The organism is Lentibacillus populi (assembly GCA_014642895.1).
Taxonomy (GTDB): domain Bacteria; phylum Bacillota; class Bacilli; order Bacillales; family Amphibacillaceae; genus Lentibacillus_C; species Lentibacillus_C populi.
In genome coordinates this window covers 6,087-26,430 of record BMJD01000052.1, presented here as the reverse complement: position 1 = coordinate 26,430, position 20,344 = coordinate 6,087, and the positions used below count along the sequence as shown (strand labels likewise).

16 protein-coding genes and 1 pseudogene are annotated in these 20,344 nt (G+C 39.8%); 4 read left to right on the top strand and 13 right to left on the bottom strand.

Annotated elements, in window-relative coordinates; genetic code table 11:
* Positions 1-145 precede the first annotated feature (145 nt).
* Both IEX12_RS20285 and IEX12_RS20280 read right to left on the bottom strand, forming a co-directional pair.
* On the bottom strand, positions 146-250 hold the full coding sequence (locus tag IEX12_RS20285) for a GapA-binding peptide SR1P (RefSeq protein ID WP_088050033.1): 105 nt from the start codon (positions 248-250) through the stop codon (positions 146-148).
* Between the two features lie 139 nt (positions 251-389).
* The gene (locus IEX12_RS20280) at positions 390-1,241 is read right to left on the bottom strand and encodes a polysaccharide deacetylase family protein (RefSeq protein WP_088050976.1); all 852 of its coding nucleotides are present in this window, start codon (positions 1,239-1,241) and stop codon (positions 390-392) included.
* Positions 1,242-1,528: 287 nt separating this feature from the next.
* Here IEX12_RS20280 and IEX12_RS20275 point away from each other — a divergent pair, with 287 nt between their 5' ends.
* Positions 1,529-3,052, top strand: a complete 1,524-nt coding sequence (locus IEX12_RS20275) for a glycine betaine uptake BCCT transporter (protein ID WP_088050031.1) — start codon at positions 1,529-1,531, stop codon at positions 3,050-3,052.
* A gap of 248 nt (positions 3,053-3,300) precedes the next feature.
* Here the strand turns inward: IEX12_RS20275 and lpdA are convergent, their stop codons facing one another.
* From lpdA to IEX12_RS20250, 5 genes are all read right to left on the bottom strand, one after another.
* On the bottom strand, positions 3,301-4,707 hold the full coding sequence (gene lpdA / locus IEX12_RS20270; protein ID WP_102415330.1) for a dihydrolipoyl dehydrogenase: 1,407 nt from the start codon (positions 4,705-4,707) through the stop codon (positions 3,301-3,303).
* Between the two features lie 4 nt (positions 4,708-4,711).
* Positions 4,712-6,010 carry a dihydrolipoamide acetyltransferase family protein gene (locus tag IEX12_RS20265; protein WP_102415331.1) on the bottom strand — a complete coding sequence of 433 codons (1,299 nt, stop codon included), beginning with the start codon at positions 6,008-6,010 and terminating at the stop codon, positions 4,712-4,714.
* Between the two features lie 24 nt (positions 6,011-6,034).
* Positions 6,035-7,012: an alpha-ketoacid dehydrogenase subunit beta gene (locus IEX12_RS20260; protein ID WP_088050028.1), complete on the bottom strand. Its 978-nt coding sequence runs from the start codon at positions 7,010-7,012 to the stop codon at positions 6,035-6,037.
* A 3-nt stretch (positions 7,013-7,015) separates the two neighbouring features.
* Entirely contained in the window at positions 7,016-8,059 is a 1,044-nt protein-coding gene (pdhA, locus tag IEX12_RS20255; RefSeq protein WP_188725781.1) for a pyruvate dehydrogenase (acetyl-transferring) E1 component subunit alpha, read from the bottom strand.
* A 402-nt stretch (positions 8,060-8,461) separates the two neighbouring features.
* Positions 8,462-9,166, bottom strand: a complete 705-nt coding sequence (locus tag IEX12_RS20250) for a YkyA family protein (protein ID WP_230856049.1) — start codon at positions 9,164-9,166, stop codon at positions 8,462-8,464.
* Positions 9,167-9,398: 232 nt separating this feature from the next.
* Here IEX12_RS20250 and def point away from each other — a divergent pair, with 232 nt between their 5' ends.
* Positions 9,399-9,950, top strand: coding sequence for a peptide deformylase (gene def / locus IEX12_RS20245; RefSeq protein WP_088050026.1), 552 nt, complete (start codon positions 9,399-9,401; stop codon positions 9,948-9,950).
* Positions 9,951-10,002: 52 nt separating this feature from the next.
* Here def and IEX12_RS20240 read toward each other — a convergent pair whose 3' ends face one another.
* Positions 10,003-10,776, bottom strand: a complete 774-nt coding sequence (locus IEX12_RS20240; protein ID WP_088050025.1) for a Cof-type HAD-IIB family hydrolase — start codon at positions 10,774-10,776, stop codon at positions 10,003-10,005.
* A gap of 625 nt (positions 10,777-11,401) precedes the next feature.
* Here IEX12_RS20240 and IEX12_RS20235 point away from each other — a divergent pair.
* Together IEX12_RS20235 and rnjA are read left to right on the top strand one after the other, a co-directional pair.
* A complete protein-coding gene (locus IEX12_RS20235; RefSeq protein ID WP_088050024.1) occupies positions 11,402-11,611 on the top strand; it encodes a DNA-dependent RNA polymerase subunit epsilon in 210 nt (69 codons plus the stop codon).
* Between the two features lie 4 nt (positions 11,612-11,615).
* Positions 11,616-13,283 (top strand): ribonuclease J1, encoded by a 1,668-nt coding sequence (rnjA, locus tag IEX12_RS20230; RefSeq protein WP_102415334.1) that lies wholly within the window; start codon positions 11,616-11,618, stop codon positions 13,281-13,283.
* Positions 13,284-13,511: 228 nt separating this feature from the next.
* Here rnjA and IEX12_RS20225 read toward each other — a convergent pair whose 3' ends face one another.
* The 5 genes and pseudogenes from IEX12_RS20225 to IEX12_RS23950 form a co-directional block, all read right to left on the bottom strand.
* Positions 13,512-15,233 carry a pyruvate oxidase gene (locus tag IEX12_RS20225; RefSeq protein ID WP_088050022.1) on the bottom strand — a complete coding sequence of 574 codons (1,722 nt, stop codon included), beginning with the start codon at positions 15,231-15,233 and terminating at the stop codon, positions 13,512-13,514.
* 86 nt (positions 15,234-15,319) lie between these two features.
* The gene (locus IEX12_RS20220) at positions 15,320-15,985 is read right to left on the bottom strand and encodes a potassium channel family protein (protein WP_088050021.1); all 666 of its coding nucleotides are present in this window, start codon (positions 15,983-15,985) and stop codon (positions 15,320-15,322) included.
* Between the two features lie 188 nt (positions 15,986-16,173).
* Entirely contained in the window at positions 16,174-18,018 is a 1,845-nt protein-coding gene (locus IEX12_RS20215; protein WP_188725780.1) for an ABC transporter ATP-binding protein, read from the bottom strand.
* Between the two features lie 25 nt (positions 18,019-18,043).
* Positions 18,044-18,931, bottom strand: a complete 888-nt coding sequence (locus tag IEX12_RS23955; RefSeq protein WP_371871381.1) for an ABC transporter ATP-binding protein — start codon at positions 18,929-18,931, stop codon at positions 18,044-18,046.
* 12 nt (positions 18,932-18,943) lie between these two features.
* Positions 18,944-19,816 (bottom strand): annotated as a pseudogene (locus tag IEX12_RS23950) (ABC transporter ATP-binding protein); the annotation flags it as partial.
* Between the last annotated feature and the right edge of the window lie 528 nt (positions 19,817-20,344).

The window sequence follows — 20,344 nt, the reverse complement described above, 5'->3', positions numbered from 1 at the left end:
ATGAATGTGATATACCTCCTATCCAGGCTAGAAATTCTTTTTCATCATAGATGGTGGCTGCGCGAATGCGGAGCCATGTTGGTTTCTTATCTGCCAAGCAAAAAGAGCTGTCATTCACCCCTGACAGCTCTTACTATCTGCATTATTATTTTTCGTTACAATTAGGACATGTTCCATAAAGGGTTGTTACTTTTTCATCATCAAAATGTTCAATAACCTGCTGACAGTCCTGACATATGATCGTGCCCATCTGGCCCAGCTCCTTTTCCATAATTGTAATATCTTATTTTCATTATAGTATGTCACAATCAGGATTTCAAGCTGTAATTAGTATAACATATTTATTTTAGGTTATAGGTTATTGGTTTTCTTTACGAATCATTTTATCATTATCTAGTTTTAATCAACTTCGGATCGACCATTTCATATCCTTTATCACGTAAACCTGTAACGATGTCCTTTAGTGCAGCAGCTGTCCACTCCCGGTCATGCATTAATAAATTAACACCATTTGCTAATAAGTCCGTGTTAAGCATGATATCTGTAAGCGCCTCTTTGGACATGTATTCTTTATTCCAATCATAACCGTACGACCAATTCATCAGGATCATGCCTTGTTCTTCGGCAATCTTCTTTGTATAATCCGTATTTGCTCCATTCGGCGCCCGAAAAAATTCAGGCTTCTCACCGGTAATTTTTTCGACCATGTCGCTAACACGAACAATCTCTGCTCTTTGCTCTTGTTCCGGTAAATCTGGCAAATAAGCATGGCTGTATGTATGGTTGCCGATCATAAACCCCATATCGTGAATTTCCTTTAGCATTTCTTTTTTTTCGGGAGATTCAAGAAAATGACCGTTTACAAAGAAGATTGCACCTGCATCCAGACTCTTTAATGTTTTAGCCATTTCTAATGCATGCTCATCAGGCGCATCGTCAAATGTTAACAACACTACTTTTTCATTCGTATTTTGATCAATGGGAACGATCGAGAAAACATCGGATACTTTATATTTTGGTTCCAGCGTTTCTGCTTTCTTTTTTTCTTCCCCCCTCTTATCGTTCTTATCCTGCTTGTCTTTGTTTTCATTATCTTTCTTTTGCTCGTTGCTTGCTGCTTTTTCATTTGTCTGACTGTCCGCAGCGTTACCATCCTCTGTCTGCTGATTTACTGTCTGGTTACTGCATGCTGCCAACAATACACCCAATATAAATAAAGAAATCAGTATTATTTTTTTCATCGTTTGTCCATCCCTTTGCTGCAAAATTTTCCTCATTATCATTGTATCGAAGCAAATAAGGGCTTGTATATAGTTAAAAAGTAGATATTTTTGGTTTATGCTGAAATGTTATAGGGTATATAATTTAGAATCCACCCACTCGTATTTAAGGAATCATATCCTCTTTTTTGTAAATAGTAAGAGCATAAGAACATCAGATTATTTGAGATGATAACGAGAATATGTTTAAATACATAAATGTGCAAAATTTTTATCAACATTACATAGATTAGAAAGGAATTGTGATAATGAATAAAGTTACACGCGTCTTTTATATTTCTGCAGTTGTTGCTATTCTCTTTATCATATGGGGAATCATCCCCAAAGATGTTTTGCCTAATGGGAACCTTGATCATGTAACGACTATCATTCAAACTTTTTTAGTCGATAAATTTGGCTGGTTTTATTTATTAAGTATGACGGGGTTTGTAGTATTCGCGCTTTATCTCATTTTTTCAAAATATGGAAACATAAAACTTGGTAGACCCGGAGATAAACCCGAATATTCGTATATAACATGGTTTGCCATGCTTTTTAGTGCGGGTATGGGAATCGGTTTAGTGTTCTGGGGAGCCGCTGAACCGATCTCCCACTTTCACGAACCTCCGTACGGCGAACCAGGAACCGCGGAAACCGCAAAAACCGCCATGCAATACAGTTTATTTCATTGGGGACTGCATCCATGGGCTGTATATGCTACACTCGCTCTGGCACTCGCTTATTTTAAATTCCGTAAACAGGCACCAGGGGTTATTAGTGCCGTTTTACAGCCGATTTTCGGTGATAGGGTAAAGGGACCGCTTGGAACAGTAATTGATATTATTGTTGTATTTGCCACTGTGTTTGGGGTTGCGACCTCACTCGGATTTGGCGCAATTCAAATCAGCGGCGGTCTATCTTTTGTTTTTGGCTTTGACCAAACGATAATATTGCAATTTGTCATTATCATATTAGTGACAATCCTTTACTTAATTTCGGCCATGACCGGGCTGAATAAAGGGATTAAATACTTGAGTAATGCCAATATTATTCTGGCAATTGCACTGATGTTGTTTATGCTATTTGCAGGGCCAACGAAGTTTATTATGAATTTATTTACAAATTCTTTTGGTGCATACATTCAAAATCTGCCTGAAATGAGCTTCCGGATGACGCCATTTAATCCGGAAAATGGCTGGGCTAAACAATGGACATTTTTTTATTGGGCATGGTGGATTGCTTGGGCACCATTCGTAGGAACATTTATTGCGCGTGTTTCAAGAGGGAGAACCATACGGGAATTCGTATCAGGTGTGTTACTTGTGCCGACTATTTTCGGTGCATTATGGTTTTCCGTACTGGGAGGATCCGCACTTAATTTTGAGTTTTTCAAAGGTGTAAATATCTCTCATTTTATTAACGATATTGGTGAAGAAGTTGCGTTATTTGCTGTATTGGATCATTTCCCGCTAGGAACCTTTATATCCGCCATTGCCATTTTGTTAATATGTACCTTTTTTATTACATCTGCCGATTCAGCAACCTTTGTATTAGGTATGCAAACAACTGGAGGAAGTTTGTATCCGCCAAATGTCGTGAAGCTTGTCTGGGGGCTGATTCAATCCGGAGCGGCTGCAATTTTGTTATGGCAGGGCGGTTTACAGGCGTTACAGACGGCATCCATCATTGTCGCCTTTCCATTTGCTATCATTATGATATTGGTGGTATTCTCCCTAATAAAATCGTTTAAAGAAGAAGCAAGGCAATATGAATTGAAACGTAAAAAGACGTAAAAGTTTAAGCCGTACTATCCAATATGATGGTACGGCTTTTTACAGGTTATATTTTTTTGATATGACTGATCTAACAGGAACCGAATAATTATGTACTATGAACACCATTAAACATTAGAAAACTTGGCATTCGCCAAGCCTTTGGGCGAATGCCTTAGTTGCACTTATGCAGGATAAGAAAGTTTATACTTTCTTATCTGCCAAAAAGAGAGCTGTATTTAAAACAGCTCCCTTTTCCCTATTCAAATTTACATTGTATGAATTGGCATTCCTAATGCTTTTTCTGCTGCTTCCATGGTGATTTCACCTAAGCTTGGATGTGCATGAACAGTAAGCGCAATATCCTCTGCTGTCATTCCTGCCTCGATCGCCAAGCCAATTTCGGCAATCATGTCACTAGCGTTTGGTCCAGCAATTTGTGCTCCAATTACAAGTCCATCTTCTTCCCTTGTAATCAGTTTTAGGAATCCATCACTATCATTAAGCGACAATGCACGGCCATTAGCCGCAAATGGGAATTTTGCTGCTTTTGCTTTATAGCCCGCTTCTTTGGCTGCTTTTTCCGTCAACCCAACAGTTGCCAATTCCGGATCCGAGAATACGACTGCCGGCATACCAATGTAATCAATTTCTGCCTTTTCACCACTGATCGCTTCCGCTGCAACCTTTCCTTCATAGGATGCTTTGTGAGCAAGCGGCATTCCTGGAACGATGTCGCCGATCGCATAAATGTTCGGTACATTTGTACGGCATTGTTTATCAATCTTAATAAGTCCTTTGTCATCAACTTCAATGCCAAGCTGCTCCAGACCAATTTCTTGCGTGTTTGGACGACGGCCAACGGTAACTAGTACGTAATCCGCTTCAATTGTTTCTTCCTTGCCTTTAGCTTCATATGTTACTTTAACACCGTCTTTTGATTCTTCTACCCCTTTAGCCATTGCTTCTGTAATAATGGTCACGGCTTTCTTTTTAAGGCGTTTTTTAACGACCTGGGTCATTTGTTTTTCGAACCCGCCAAGAATGTCTTTAGCACCTTCCAAGACCGTGATTTCTGTACCGAAGTTTGCATAGGCTGAACCTAATTCTGTTCCGATATAACCGCCGCCAATGACGACCATTTTCTTTGGAATCTCCTTAAGGTTCAATGCCCCAGTTGAATCAAGTACACGATCGGAAAACTTAAAGCTAGGAATTTCGATTGGAGCAGAACCAGTAGCAATAATACAATTATTAAATTTGTATGTTTGTGATTGCTTTTCATCCATGATTTTTGCCGTGTTCTGATCAACAAAATAAACCTCACCTTTCACGATGTCCACTTTATTTCCCTTCAACAATCCTTCTACACCGGAAGTGAGTTTGTTTACTACTTTTCCTTTCCATTCCTGTACCTTGGAAAAATCGACTGAAACATTCTCTGTTTTAATCCCCAATTCTTCATTGCCATGTGCTTTTTCGGTTAAATGACCTGCTTGAATTAATGCTTTAGACGGGATACATCCAACATTTAAGCAAACACCGCCCAAATTACCTTTATCAGCAATTGTTACCTTTTGACCGAGTTGAGCAGCCCGGATGGCAGCTACATAGCCACCAGGTCCGGCTCCAACTACCAATGTGTCAACCTCTACCGGAAAATCTCCTACTACCATCGTTTTACGCCTCCATCATGATTAATTGTGGATCATGCAGTAATCGTTTAATTTGATTTAGTGCCAATTGTGCGGTTGCACCATCAACGATACGATGATCAAAGCTTAATGATAACGCCAGTACTGGTGCAACAACGACCTCTCCATCACGTACTACGGCTTGTTCAGCGATACGGCCAATTCCTAATATTGCTGCTTCCGGATAGTTTAATACTGGTGTGAACCACTGACCACCCGCAGAACCAATATTTGTAATTGTACTTGATGCACCTTTCATTTCATCCGGTGCTAGTTTACCACTTCTAGCTTTGTCTGCCAATTCATTAATCTCCTGTGATATAGCAAAAATAGATTTTCGATCAGCATCTTTTACAACCGGTACGAGCAGACCTTTTTCAGTATCAGCAGCAATACCTATATTGTAATAATGTTTGTAAATGATTTCATCCGTATCATCGTCGACAGATGCATTCAATATTGGATAGTTTTTCAATGCCGATACAAGCGCTTTTGCAACATATGGCAAGTAGGTTAATTTAATATCCTGCTCAGCGGCAACGGCTTTAAATTTCTTGCGGTGTGCTACTAGTTCGGTAACGTCAATATCGTCCATTAATGTAACATGAGGAGCTTTTGTTTTCGAATTAACCATTGCCTTAGCGATTGATTTGCGGATTCCACTCATTTTTTCACGTGTTTCCGGATATTCAGCTTTTGGTGCTGCAGTTTCTTTTGGTGCTTGAGTTTTGCTCTCTTGTTTATCTGTTTGTTCTTCTCCCGTATCAGCTTGTTGCTGATCACCGCTTAAGTAATGGTCAACATCATCTTTTAGCACCCGTCCATTTTTACCTGAACCTGTTACTTTTTGAATGTTCACCTCATGATCACGTGCGTATTTTCGAACAGATGGCATCGCGATAACTCGTTTAGTATCTGCTGTATCGTCTTCTTGTGCTTTATTCTTTTCTTGTTTCTTCTCTTCCTTCGCCGGTTCAGCTTTTTCCTCATGTTTTGCTTCTTCCTGATTATCATTGTTGTCGGAACTGCTGTCTTCATCCTCATAGCCTTCCGCGTCAAACGTAATAATCGTATCTCCTACAACGGCAACCTCGCCTTCACCAACATGAACCTTTTTTACTGTTCCATCTACCGGAGACGGAATTTCGACAACAGCCTTATCGTTTTGTACTTCACAAAGTACGTCATCTTCTTTTACTTCGTCACCATCTTTCACGAACCATTTGGCAATTTCGCCTTCATGGATCCCTTCACCAATGTCAGGCAATTTAAATTCATATGCCATTTGTTACGACCTCCCATCCATTAATTAAAAATTGATTACCTCGTTAACTTTCTCTACGATGTCTTTATGATTTGGCAGCCATACTTCCTCGGCCTGTGAAAATGAATAAACAGTGTCAGGTGCTGTCACACGCAAAATCGGTGCTTCCAAATGCAGAATTGCCCGTTCTTGAATTTCCGAAATAACATGTGCAGCAACACCCGCTTGACGTTGTGCTTCCTGAACAAACACAACACGATTTGTTTTTTGTACCGATTCCAGTATTGTATCGATATCGATAGGTGAAACGGTACGTAGATCAATAACCTCTGCCTCAACATTGTTTTTTTCCAGATCTTCTGCAGCTTTAAGTGCGGAATGAACCATTGCACCATAGGAAATAATCGTAACATCCTTGCCTTCCCGTTTTACATCTGCCTTACCTAGTTCAATTGTATATTCTTCTTCAGGTACTTCATCACGGAATGATCGGTAAAGTTTCATATGCTCTAAAAACATTACCGGGTCATTGTCACGAATAGCGGAAATTAATAACCCTTTAGCATCTTTTGGTGTAGACGGAATGACAACTTTAATACCCGGTTGTTGGGCAATTAACCCTTCAAGTGAATCCGCATGCAATTCCGGTGTGTGCACACCACCGCCAAATGGGGAACGAATTGTAATTGGCGCATGACGGGTATCTCCCGAGCGATAACGAATCCGTGCCATTTGCCCGTTAATCGAATCCATTGCCTCATATACGAAGCCGAAGAATTGAATTTCCGGTACAGGGCGGAACCCTTGTAAAGCCAGACCAATAGAAAGGCCGCCAATTGCCGATTCTGCGAGTGGTGTATCAAATACACGATCTTCGCCAAATTCCTTTTGCAATCCTTCTGTAGCACGGAACACGCCACCATTTTGACCGACATCTTCACCAAATACCAGTACATTTTCGTCATTTTTCAGTTCTGTACGCAGTGCGTCGGTGATTGCTTGAATCATAGTCATTTGTGCCATGATTTACTTCGACTCCTTCTCTTTATATTCTTCCATTTGTTCCTCAAGATTCATTGGAAGTTCTTCAAACATATGGGAAATAAGCTCTGTTACTTTTTGTTTTGGATAGCCATCCGCTTTTTTAATTGCCTGTTTAATATCATCTTTCGCCTCTTCAATGACTTTATTTTCCTCTTCTTCAGACCATAAGTTTTTGCCTTCCAAAAATTTGCGGAAGCGTACGAGCGGATCTTTCTTTTCCCACTCATTATCGAGCTCCTCCGTACGATAACGTGTCGGGTCATCACCTGCTGTCGTGTGTGGTCCATAACGGTAGGTCAGCGTCTCAATCAATGTTGGCCCCTCGCTATTTATTGCTCGTTCACGGGCATTTTTTGTTGCTGCATATACAGCAAGCACGTCCATGCCATCAACTTGAATACCTTCAATACCTGCAGCTACCGCTTTTTGTGCAAGTGTTTTTGCCTTTGTTTGTTTTTCCACTGGTACAGAAATTGCGAAATAGTTATTTTGTACTACGAAAATTGCCGGAGCACCAAATGCACCTGCAAAGTTGATTCCTTCGTAAAAATCTCCCTGTGATGTGCCACCGTCACCTGTATACGTTATCGCAACTGATTTCTTGCCGCGTTTTTTCATGCCAAGTGCAACACCTGCCGTCTGGGTATACTGAGCACCAATAATAATTTGTGGGCTTAAGGCATTGACCCCTTCTGGCATTTGGTTTCCATGGAAATGTCCCTTGGAGAATAAGAATGCCTGGTAAAGTGGGAGTCCATGCCAAATTAGCTGTGGTACGTCGCGATATCCAGGCAGTACAAAGTCTTCTGTTTCCAAAGCGAAGTGACTTCCCAGCTGTGATGCTTCTTGTCCTGCTGTTGGCGCATAGAAACCTAAGCGTCCTTGACGATTCAATGCCATTGAACGCTGATCCAAAATGCGGGTATAAACCATTCTGCGCATTAGTTCTTTTAAATTATCATCCGAAAGATCAGGCATTGCATCTTTATTTACAACTTTCCCATTTTCATCAAGAATCTGGAACATTTCGAACTGACTTTCAACACTTTCAAGTACGTGTTTCAAAATAGTTCACCTCTTCCTTTCTATTTCCGTTTAATATTTTCCTTTCTAGCCTTCCCAAAACTTGAAAAAATCTGTACCGATCTGCTTTTATTCTTGTACCCGTAATTGATTTTTATTAATCTTGCCCTTCCCTTTCTCAAAAACTGTTACATTAATAAAGCAAAAATAATTGGTACAATAATTTATCTAGTTCGAGTTTAGCTCATTTGCACCATTTTGGTCAATTACTTTGTTTTTATTTCTGTATTTTATTTATCATTCTTTCATTCAGGACAGAATACTGATGCATAAACTGTTATAGTTTTGCTTTAAAACTGTATTATTGTGTTATAGTGAAATATAAAAAGGACTGGCCACCTGAGCTCAGTCCTTTTTATCATCCTTTGTATCTTTTTTGTCAGCAGACGTATCATTGTCATATTCGACTTCTATTTCTGCCGCTTGATAAAATTCCTTTTTTAACGCATTGTACGTTGTTGTACACGTGTTAAACTTTTTATTTGCTTCTAATACGTTCTGATAGCTGTCATTAATTTTGGAAATATGATCGGTTAAAGTTTCTTGTTCTACATCTTCTTTTTGCAACATCGTATAAAGTTCTTTTTCCAATTTTAGCGAGTTTCTATAAGCTTTGTTCAGGCTGTCATAAGCTTTATACCGTTTCATCATGGCATCATACATTTCTTTTGCCTTATCCTTTACCTTTTTATCTTCAAGCTTATCAACCAGGTCCTCCATTTTAACAAATTCATCTTTAGATGCTTCAATACTTTCTTTTTCTTTCCCTATCTTATCTGAGCGTTTCTCAATTGTTTCAATAGCCTGCTGGGAAAGGTCTTTTATTTTATCAAAATCATCCATTCCCAAATCAATAATTTGTGCGTATAGCTCCTGTTCCTTTTTTTCCAAATCAACAATTGGCTTCTGCTGTTCTTCAAAAGCAGCTTCCAAAGTTACTGCTTCCTCCAGATGATCATAAATTTTTTCCTCCGTTGACGCTCCGTTGCATGCTGATAAAACGGCAATAACTGATAATGAGAACATAATCATCGTTTTTTTCAATGACACGTGAGTGTTTCCTCCTTAATAAGCGGCTGGTTATGTAGTAATACTTCCATTCATAAATAGTATAACACAAGAATTTTATATGTCAGAAAATAGCTTGTACTATAGGTAAATTTATGAACTAATACTGCCAATTATGTTAAAATAGGAAAATGAATTCAATCGTAACGGATGTTTAGTTCCGCTTTTAATGAATTAAATAATGGGGATTTTACAGATGAGGAGTGTAATACGAATGCTAACGATGAAGGATATTGTAAGGGAAGGACATCCGGCGTTAAGAGAAGTATCGGAAGAAGTTAACCTTCCTGCGAGCGAACAAGAGCATAAACTACTGGAAGATATGCTTGAATTTCTAAAAAATAGTCAGGATGAAAAAATTTGTGATAAATATAATTTGCGTCCGGGGGTAGGCTTAGCAGCTCCACAGCTCGGTCTTAATAAACGAATGATCGCCATTCATTTTCAGGATCTGAAAGGCAAATGGTATACGCATGGACTGTTTAACCCGCGGATTGTCAGTCATTCCGTTGAAAAAGCGTATTTGACCAGCGGGGAAGGATGTCTTTCCGTTGATCGGAATGTGGAAGGTTATGTCCCAAGGTATGCTCGTATCACCCTGAAGGCAACTGATTTGGAAGGTAATGAATTAAAACTGCGATTACGGGATTATGCGGCCATCGTTTTCCAGCATGAGATTGATCATCTAAACGGCATCATGTTCTATGACCATATTAATAAAGATAACCCTTATGCCATTCCGGAAAACGCCAAACCGATTGAGTAAACACTGTAAACACCATAAACAACCAGCTGCGAGGAACACAGCTGGTTGTTTTTTATATTAACTTATATCGCTTTAACCCCTTCATAATACCATCTCTGTCAACTGCATCTGTTACATGGTCCGCAACTTGCTTTAATTCCGGAACAGCATTTCCCATTGCAATACCCGTACCAATTTCAGTTAGCATCTCCATATCATTTAATCCATCCCCAAATGCATACGTCTCATCTATGTCCAAGCCACACGCACTAATCAGCTGCCGGATACCAATTGCTTTCGAACCACCTTCCGGCAATACATCACAAGAAAAATCATGCCAGCGAATGAAGCGGAATTCATCATATTCATCTTTCATCGCCTCCTCTTCGCCCTTCCCACAAAATAACAGAGCCTGATAAATCGTGTGATGTTTATAATATTCATCATCAATTTCCGGATAAGCAAATTTCAAACTGTTCAAGCTTTCTTTTATATAGGTACTCCCTTCTGTCGATGCACGCATTTCCTTGTTCCCCATAAAAACCATCGGATAATTGCACGACAAGGAATGGTTAAATAGCCGGCTTAATCCTTGTGCACTCAAGGGACTCTGATAAACGGTCTCCCCTTCAAAGACGACATATTGACCATTATAGCTGACAAATGATTCAATCTCCAGCTGCTTTCGGATAGCTTCAAACATAAATGGCGCTCGTCCTGTTGCAATTGCTACATAAACGCCATTCTCCTTTAATTGCCGGATAGCTTCTTTCGTGCTGGCTGGAACCTTCTTCTCATGATTAAGCAGCGTCCCATCAATATCAAAAAAAACCATTTTTTTACTCATTTTCCATACTCCCTTTTCTGTATTATCTATAATATGGCTTGCATAATAAATCACGTTCAGGCAAAAAATAGGATAAAGAACATACAGTAATTCAAACTTATATTATAGTATGAAAAAACTTTTTTCGCACAAATATAGTATTTTTATTTCATTATTGCCCGAACAATACTATACTATAAATAAGAGGGATTGGATCGGTAGAATGTTTTTGCTTTTCTTAACTATCTGAAAGGAGATGCAACTCATCATGTTGAAACGCCTAAAAGAAAAGCTCAAAAAACGCTGGAAGGATTTTTTAGGCCGAGGACGTGTACCAACTACTTGTGAAAAAGACTACCAATGATGGAACCAATCAAAACCATAATCTGAAACTTCAAATTGGAAGTTAATATTGAATTGAAAATCTGGGAAATACCATAAATGGAATCACCATGCTGCGGAATTTTAACAACAAATGCAGACAATCGGTTTAACACTTGCTTGCTATTATTTCATTTCGTGTGTGTTCAAAAAGAAGGATGCCACGCTTTTGAACATTCCTTTAATAGCCAGCTGTTCATCCTATTGTCCGCCTTATTAATTATTTCAACAAACAAAGACAACGGAAAAAGTTAGGAGAGATGTAATGATTTTTAAAGTTTTTTACCAGGAAGATCAAAGTGAAATTCCTGTACGGGAACGCACAAAAAGTCTATTTATCGAGGCTGAAACAGAACGGGAAGTACGCAATAAACTCGTTGATCGCAAATTAAATATTGAGTTTATCCAAAAATTAGATGATGCACATTTAGAATATGAAAAACAATCCGGAAATTTTGTATTGGAGACCGCATAAACATATGAAATTCGTAAAAAATGATCAAACAGCGGTTTTTGCATTAGGCGGACTGGGCGAAATCGGGAAAAACACGTATGGAGTGCAATTCCAGGACGAAATTATCTTAATTGATGCCGGGATCAAGTTTCCTGAAGATGAATTACTTGGTATCGATTATGTTATTCCTGACTACACCTACCTAGTCCAAAATCAGGACAAAATTAAAGGATTATTTATAACTCACGGACATGAAGATCATATTGGAGGCATTCCTTTCCTTTTACGTGAGATAAATGTGCCAATTTACGCTGGTAAACTTGCGATCGGTTTAATCAGAAACAAATTAGACGAGCATGGTCTATTAAGGAATGCCAAATTAAACGTTATCGGAGAAGATGATGTCATTAAATTCCGCAAAACATCTGTAGCATTTTTCCGGACAACGCATAGCATTCCTGATTCTTATGGTATTGTAATAAAAACACCTCCAGGCAATATTGTTCATACAGGTGACTTTAAATTTGATTTTACACCAGTTGGCGAACCAGCCAATTTAACCAAAATGGCTGAAATTGGAGAAGAAGGCGTTCTTTGCTTGCTTTCCGATAGTACAAATAGCGAAGTTCCTGGATTTACAATGTCTGAACGGGTTGTTGGTGAGACCATCCATGATATCTTTGGTAAAACGGAAGGCCGGTTAATTTTTGCTACATTTGCATCCAATATTTACCGCCTCCAACAAGTAGTTGAAGCTGCCGTGAAGCATAATCGAAAAATAGCTGTTTTCGGTCGCAGTATGGAATCTTCCATCACTATCGGACAAGAATTAGGCTACATTAGTGCACCGAAGGATACATTCATTGATGCCAATCAACTTAACCGTCTTCCGGCAAATGAAGTAACAATTCTATGCACCGGTTCACAAGGCGAGGCGATGGCCGCATTGTCACGAATTGCCAATGGTACACACAGACAGATCCAAATCATACCTGGCGACACAGTTGTATTTTCGTCATCCCCAATCCCTGGGAATACAATTAGTGTAAGTCGAACGATTAATAAGTTATATCGAGCTGGTGCCGATGTTATTCACGGTAAGCTTACGAATATCCATACATCAGGCCACGGAAGTCGGGAAGAGCAAAAACTAATGCTCCGCCTGATTAAACCGAAATATTTCATGCCAATCCATGGCGAGTTTCGTATGCAGAAAGAACATGCCAAACTTGCTATAGCGTGTGGTATTGACCCAGCTCATACTTTCCTGATGGATAATGGTGATGTTCTTGCATTAGGAAACGACAATGCAATGATTGCCGGTAAAATCCCTTCTGGTTCCATATATGTTGATGGCAGCGGAATTGGTGATATTGGCAACATTGTATTACGTGACCGCCGTATTCTATCTGAAGAGGGACTTGTCATTGTTGTCGTAAGTATCAATATGAAAGAATTCAAAATTGCATCGGGGCCAGACATTATTTCGCGTGGTTTTGTTTACATGAGAGAATCTGAAGACCTGATTAATGAGGCGCAAAAGCTTGTTTCTGCTCATCTGGCAAAAGTGATGGAGCGTCGAACAACACAATGGTCGGAAATTAAAAATGAAATAACCGATTGCATCGCACCGTTTCTTTATGACAAAACAAAACGCAGACCAATGATACTGCCGATAATAATGGAAGTGTGAGTCAGAGGTCAGAAATCAGAGGCCAGAGGTCAGAATCAAAGCAAAGGACTGACATGAAAGTCAGTCCTTTTTTCGTTATCTGAATGAGTTTGGGCTCTCATAACCATGATGAGTACCCTTTTTTTCGTTATCTGAACGTGTTTGAGACTCATTACCATGATGAGTGACCTTTTTTTCGTTATCTGAACGTGTTTGAGCACTCATTACCATGATGAGTGACCTTTTTCACTACAGTAGCCTTGCAATGGATTTTTCAACATCAGGAAACTCAATCTTACCATTTGTGAAAAATTCTTTTATTAAATACTCCCCATAGTTTACCGCCTGGTCATATGTTATTTTTCCTGGCAGTGGCGCCTGATCATCAATTACGACATCAATAATCGCTGGTTTATTCGAAAGGAAAGCTTGTTTCATCATATCGGCCATCTCTTCCTGCTTTTCAATACGATAACCAACACCACCACAGCTTTTTGCAAATGCTGCAAAGTCTATTTCAGCTAATTCGGTTTCATAATTGAGATTTCCGAGCTCCTGCTGTTCATATTTAATCATCCCGATTTTGCTATTGTTTAATACAACGATTTTAATAGGCAAATCATATTTTACGGCTGTAACAAAATCTTGCATAACCATGGTAAGACCGCCATCCCCGCAAATCCCAACAACTTGTTTGTCCGGATAGGCAATTTGTGCGGCAATAGCCCCGGGAAGACCGGATCCCATCGTTGCGAGCCTTCCCGAAACAACAAACTTTTGCTGGGTAAACGGGAAAAAGCGGGTTGTCCATACCGTAACATTCCCCACATCGCAGGAAATAACAGCATCCTTATCCGTAACCTGCTCGAGGGCATACATGACTTGTGGAGCGTGAAGCGGATTTTTTTCCACTCTTTTCTCCTGTTGGACATGAATGTGCCAGTTTTTCATTTTTTCCTGGTATTTCTTGAGAAAATCACTGTCCTCCCGTTCTGTAACCATTGATGTTAGGGCTGGTAATACTTGTTTCACGTCACCACAAAGACCTTCCGAAATCGGATAAATGTTGCCTATTTTCGCCGGTTTTAATTCAATTTGAATGGCTTTTGTCTTTTTAGGTAAAAATTCACGGTATGGGAATGATGTTCCGATCAACAGCAGCAAATCCGTATCCATTATTGCCTCGTAAGCTGGCTTTGTCCCGATTTGTCCGTGCTGTCCAAGATTAAGCTCGTGATAATCAGGTATCGTTCCTTTTCCCAGCAGGCTTAAGACGATCGGTGCCTGTATGGTTTGTGCGAATTGAATCAGCTCACGCCGGGCATCGCTTGCCCCTCTACCCGCCAGGATCACTGGTTTTTCCGCGTGATTGATGAGATGAACCGCATTTTCCATTGCTCCTTGATCCGGTGTTATTGTCGGTTTAACAAATGCAGGAGCCGTCATAGGCTTATCATTTTTTTGTTTAACAGCGAATAAATCATCTGGAACGATCAGCACTGCTACACCACTTTTCGCGTAGGCAGTTCGAATGGCCATATTTAGCAAGTCAGGTAATTGTTCGGCTGACACTACCTGTTCATTAAAAACGGCGACATCCTCAAACATGCGAGCCAGATTGATTTCCTGAAACGCATTTGTACCTACTTTTGTACTTGACACTTGTCCTACCAGTGCAAGCACCGGTGCTCCATCCTGTTTTGCGTCATATAGTCCATTTAATAGATGAATGGCACCCGGTCCGGCAATCGATAAACAAACACCAAGCTTTCCGGTTAACTTGGCATAGGCGCTTGCAGCAAGTGCCCCTGCTTCTTCATGTCGAATCTGGATAAAGTTGATCTCCGCTTGCTTTTTCCGTAAATCATCGACCAATTCATTAATCGAATCACCAGGCATTCCATAAATATGGTTAATTTTCCATTGTATCAGTAACTCGGTTATGATTTCTCCAGTTCGTTTTTCAAACATCCCATGCACCCTTTCCAAAAAAAATGTCTCTTTAATATATAACCTGCTATTCCATTAAAAAAACCTGTATCTGTCATGATACAGGTTCATTCATCTACTACCAGGTGTTTTTCAAAGCGGGAAATATCTTTATCCGCTCCGATAACAATCAAAATATCATCTTCCTTTAGCTTATCCTCAGCACTTGGGGAAACATTAATATCCTTTCCTTGCTTAATTGCCACAACATTACAGCCGTAATTTGCCCGGATATCCAAGTCAATCAGTGATTTACCAAGCATTTTTGCCCCGACCTTTACTTCGACAATACTATGATCATCCGACAGCTCCAAATAATCCAGAATATTGTTCGAAATAATATTATGGGCAATCCGTTTCCCCATATCCCGTTCGGGGTGAACAACCTGATCCGCACCAATTTTATTTAATATCTTTTCATGATAATCATTTTGGGCCTTAACTGTAATTTTCTTTATATTAAAATCCGTGAGTACAACGGTTGTTAAAATACTCGCTTGGATATTATCACCAATTGCTACAATGACATGGTCGATATTTTTTATCCCTAAATCCTTTAATGTAGCCTCATCAGTAGAATCAGCAATAACAGCATGGGAGGCAATATTTTTAAATTCATTTACTTTGTCCTCGTCAATATCAATTGCCAATACTTCCATACCTTCCATGCTTAGTTCACGGCAAATACTGCCTCCAAACCGCCCAAGACCAATTACTGCGAAATCACGTTTCATAATATATCCTCCATCATCCAAAATACGTCTTTTTAATCATCATACAGTATATTCGGTTTGATTACGATTATTTTTTTCTTTAATATATTTGCTACACGGAAATATTGCGTATAAAAACAGCCTCCCCCACGTATGAAAGAGACTGTATTCTTGCAGTAAAGAAGCTTACGCCAATTGCCGTTTTACCCTTAAATTGCGTCCAGCATCTGAAATTGTGATTTAACCAGCTCAAAATATTCACCACGGGACTTCATTAGCTGTTCGTGGTTTCCATATTCAAGAATTTTGCCCTGCTGTAGGACAAAAATCGTGTCGGATTCTCGGATCGTTGACAAACGGTGGGCGATAATAATGGCGGTGCGTCCTTTTAGCAGCCTGCGTAAAGCGGCCTGGATTTTGACTTCTGTTTCCGTATCGATGCTGGCCGTTGCCTCATCAAGAATTAAAATCCTTGGATTAGCAAGCAATGCCCTGGCAAATGATAATAACTGCCTCTCCCCTGCTGACAAAATGTTTCCCCGCTCCTCCACCTCAGTTTCATACCCATTTGCCAGCCGCTGAATAAATTCATCAGCACCAACAACTTTTGCTGCCTCGATTACTTCCTCATCCGCAGCGTCCGGCCGGCCAAAGCGGATATTTTCCATAATTGTTCCTGAGAAAATAAACGTATCCTGCAGTACAACACTAATTTGCTGACGTAAGCTGTCTAGTTTGACATCGCGTAAATCATGACCATCGATCCGCACCGTACCCTTTGTAGGATCATAAAAACGGCTGATTAGGTTGGCAATGGTTGATTTCCCGCTTCCGGTATGCCCTACGAGTGCAATCGTTTCCCCAGCTTTGATATCAAGCGAAACTTCATGAAGCGCAATCCGTTCAACATCATAGGAGAACTGAACATGGTCAAATTCAATATGACCTTTCATATCTGCAAATTCAAATGCATTCGCCCTTTCTTCCACATTCGGCTGTTCATCCAAAAATTCAAAAATCCGTTCTGATGAAGCCATTGCCATCAACAACTGGTTATACATTTGTCCAAGTCTTGAAATTGGCTCCCAAAACATTCCCAGGAAAAAAGCAAACGATACAAACGTACCAATCTCAATTCCTCCATTTTCAGGTCCTTGCAAAATTAAATAGGCACCATACGTAATTAGGATAATCGTTCCAACCGCATTACTCAGATCAACAAACGGGCGAAACAATGCACTTTTCTTCGTTGCTATCTGCCAGCTTTCAAAGTTATCCGAATTGATCCCGTCAAAAAATTGTTCATTTTCCTTCTCCTGGGTAAATGATTGGGTAATCCGGATCCCCTGAATACTTTCATTTAAATGTGAATTCAAACGTGACTGCTGAATGCGGGTATTTTGCCATGCCCGGCGAATCGTTCGTCGCAATTTCGTTGAGATATAAAACATGATCGGAATGACAACCATAATCGCGAGGGCCAATTTTGGACTTAGTACTAACAAAATGACAACAATTCCAGCCAGAGTGACAACGTCCATCAATAAATTAATGATTCCATTTGTGAAAAGCTCCTGCAACGAATTAATATCGTTCATAATACGGACAAGAATGGAGCCTGCAGAACGGGAATCGAAAAATCGATGGGACAACCGCTGGACATGGGAAAATAAATGTCTTCGCAAATCATAAATAACATTTTGCCCTAAAATATTCACCCATTTTATCCGAAATATGTTCCCGATATAGTTCAGCAAATAAAGAATACCAATTCCAATGACCAGATAGGTTAACAAGTTTGTATCTTTGTTGCTGATTGCGACATCAATAGCCACTTTACCGATTAATATCGGAACCACTAGCCGTACAGCCGTTGATACAAGCATGGCAATAATGGCACCCGGCAAATAGGTAGTAGCATATGGTTTTAAATAAACGAGCAGCCGCCACAGCTGCTGCCAGTTAAATGGTTTTTCAACCGCATGATCGACTGTGTAATAGAACCGTTTTAAATGGCGGTTTTTTGTTACTCGTTCTTCCTTTGACTTTGCCATTTTACTCCCCCCTTTTGAGCATCCCTCAAGAACCTGCAGCCCTATTCATAATAGCTTCCCGATCCTGATACTGAATATCATAGATTCGCTGATATGGTCCGTGATTGGTGATTAATTCGTCATGTTTACCCCGTTCAACGATTTCACCATCCTCTAGAACCAGAATCTCATCGGCATGTTTTAATGAAGAAATTCGATGTGCAATAATAAATGTTGTTCTGCCGCGCATGACTTCTTTTAACGCTTTTTGAATCTTAAATTCTGTTTCCATATCAACAGCTGATGTTGCATCATCCAGCACGAGAATACTTGGGTTGATACAAATTGCCCGGGCGATGGCGATACGCTGTTTCTGTCCTCCAGACAATCCCATCCCCCGTTCGCCAAGCAACGTGTCATATCCTTTAGGCATTTCCATAATAAAGTCATGGGCTTGCGCTCGTTTTGCCGCATCAATAATTTGTTCCTCACGAATATCCGGATTACCATAGGCAATATTTGCCCGAATAGTTGTCGAGAATAAAAATGACTCCTGCAAAACAAACCCGATATGTTTTCGTAATGCTTTTAATTTGTAGTCTGCAACAGGCCTGTTATCAACAAGCACCTCACCAGTTTCTGGCTCATAAAAACGGGTAATCAACTGGGTTATGCTAGTTTTTCCTGAACCGGTTGCCCCAATTAAGCCAATTACTTTCCCTGGTGGCGCATCAAAGCTAATATGCTTTAATGCTGTATCATCATTTTCTGTATACGTAAGTGTAACATCACGAAACGTAACATGTCCGTTAATCACAGTGTCAATGGCATCTTCCTGCTCTGCTATGTCCTCTTTTGCTTCCAATATCTCCAGTAATCGTTCACCAGATGCTTTTGACTGGGAAAAAAGATTGATAACAAATCCTAAGTTCATCAACGGTCCCAGGATGTACCAGACCAAACTGAAGAAAGCAACAAGCTCGCCCAGTCCAATTTTTTCATTGATTACGAGATACCCGCCAAACGCTAATAGTGCAACTGCACAAACATTTCCAATGAACTCCATAAGTGGAAAGAATTTCGCCCAAATTTCTGATGTCCTTATATAGTTTTGGCGGTAATTATCATTGTTCGTTGAGAATCGGCCAATTTCAAAATCTTCCCGGGATAACGATTTTACTGTATTCATCCCGCTGATATTCTCCTGAACCCTTGTATTTAATCGTCCGAATGATTTTCTGATCCCTTTAAAAGCGGGATGTGCCCGTTTTTCAAACTGAAACACTACGATTGCCAAAAAAGGCATAGCCGCCATCGTTACAAGTGCAAGCGGCGCCGAATAATAGAACATAACCGCCAAGCTAAAGACAATTAATAATGTGATGCGAAGCAGTTCAGCAAATCCGACAGAAAGGAAAAACCGGAATCCTTCCACGTCTGCCGTTAACCGAGACATTAAATCACCAGTCTTGGCATTATCATAGTATTTGAATGATAATACCTGGAGTTTTTCATATAATGCCTCCCTGAGTTTGTACACCGATATAATTCCAAATAATTCCCCTAAATATTGATGAAAAAAAGTCGCAAAGCCTTTTATTATCATGACAACCAAAAAGGCGACGGATAAGTAAGGGATTAAAGAATAACGATCTTTAAGTACAACTTCATCAATTGTCTTCTGCAATATGATTGGATACACAACCGTTATCGCCGTAACAAACAGCAAAAAGAACAGCGATATAAAAAAATACTTTTTATAAGGCCAATAAAACCGCTTTAATTTTTTAAATGTATCCAAATATTTCCCCCTCCTCATGTTTTCGTAATTACTAATATAACGGGTTCCGAAATAAATTGCCACTCTTTTTGCTCAATTTTTTAAAATTTTTTTGGATTCGACAGGGACAAAATATTTGGTTATTTTAGTATCACTCATTACGGGCTGTGACACCCTCAAGCTTGAGTACACCAAAAACGTAAAGGTGGGGGAGGAAGGAAAAGCCTCACTGAATGAAGTTTCACTTTATCAAATCGAGTAGGCGCTGATCAAGCTATGAGTGACCAAACTCGTTCGAATTTCAAGAAAAAAAGCACTCATCAAGCTTATGAGTGACCAAACTCGTTCGAATTTCAAGAAAAAAAGCACTCATCAAGCTTATGAGTGACCAAACTCGTTCGAATTTCAAGAGAAAAGGTACTCATCAAGCTTATGAGTGACCAAACTCATTCGGATTTCAAGAGAAAAGGCACTCATCAAGCTTATGAGTGACCAAACTCGTTCGAATTTCAAGAGAAAAGGTACTCATCAAGCTTATGAGTGACCAAACTCATTCGGATTTCAAGA

Excerpts from the sequence above, each read along its gene's own strand:
- IEX12_RS20285 (WP_088050033.1), bottom strand. The coding sequence starts at position 250 with ATGGGCACGATCATATGTCAGGACTGTCAGCAGGTTATTGAACATTTT.
- IEX12_RS20280 (WP_088050976.1), bottom strand. The coding sequence starts at position 1,241 with ATGAAAAAAATAATACTGATTTCTTTATTTATATTGGGTGTATTGTTG.
- IEX12_RS20275 (WP_088050031.1), top strand. The coding sequence starts at position 1,529 with ATGAATAAAGTTACACGCGTCTTTTATATTTCTGCAGTTGTTGCTATT.
- lpdA (WP_102415330.1), bottom strand. The coding sequence starts at position 4,707 with ATGGTAGTAGGAGATTTTCCGGTAGAGGTTGACACATTGGTAGTTGGA.
- IEX12_RS20265 (WP_102415331.1), bottom strand. The coding sequence starts at position 6,010 with ATGGCATATGAATTTAAATTGCCTGACATTGGTGAAGGGATCCATGAA.
- IEX12_RS20260 (WP_088050028.1), bottom strand. The coding sequence starts at position 7,012 with ATGGCACAAATGACTATGATTCAAGCAATCACCGACGCACTGCGTACA.
- pdhA (WP_188725781.1), bottom strand. The coding sequence starts at position 8,059 with ATGTTCCAGATTCTTGATGAAAATGGGAAAGTTGTAAATAAAGATGCA.
- def (WP_088050026.1), top strand. The coding sequence starts at position 9,399 with ATGCTAACGATGAAGGATATTGTAAGGGAAGGACATCCGGCGTTAAGA.
- IEX12_RS20240 (WP_088050025.1), bottom strand. The coding sequence starts at position 10,776 with ATGAGTAAAAAAATGGTTTTTTTTGATATTGATGGGACGCTGCTTAAT.
- IEX12_RS20235 (WP_088050024.1), top strand. The coding sequence starts at position 11,402 with ATGATTTTTAAAGTTTTTTACCAGGAAGATCAAAGTGAAATTCCTGTA.
- rnjA (WP_102415334.1), top strand. The coding sequence starts at position 11,616 with ATGAAATTCGTAAAAAATGATCAAACAGCGGTTTTTGCATTAGGCGGA.
- IEX12_RS20225 (WP_088050022.1), bottom strand. The coding sequence starts at position 15,233 with ATGTTTGAAAAACGAACTGGAGAAATCATAACCGAGTTACTGATACAA.
- IEX12_RS20220 (WP_088050021.1), bottom strand. The coding sequence starts at position 15,985 with ATGAAACGTGATTTCGCAGTAATTGGTCTTGGGCGGTTTGGAGGCAGT.
- IEX12_RS20215 (WP_188725780.1), bottom strand. The coding sequence starts at position 18,018 with ATGGCAAAGTCAAAGGAAGAACGAGTAACAAAAAACCGCCATTTAAAA.
- IEX12_RS23955 (WP_371871381.1), bottom strand. The coding sequence starts at position 18,931 with ATGAACTTAGGATTTGTTATCAATCTTTTTTCCCAGTCAAAAGCATCT.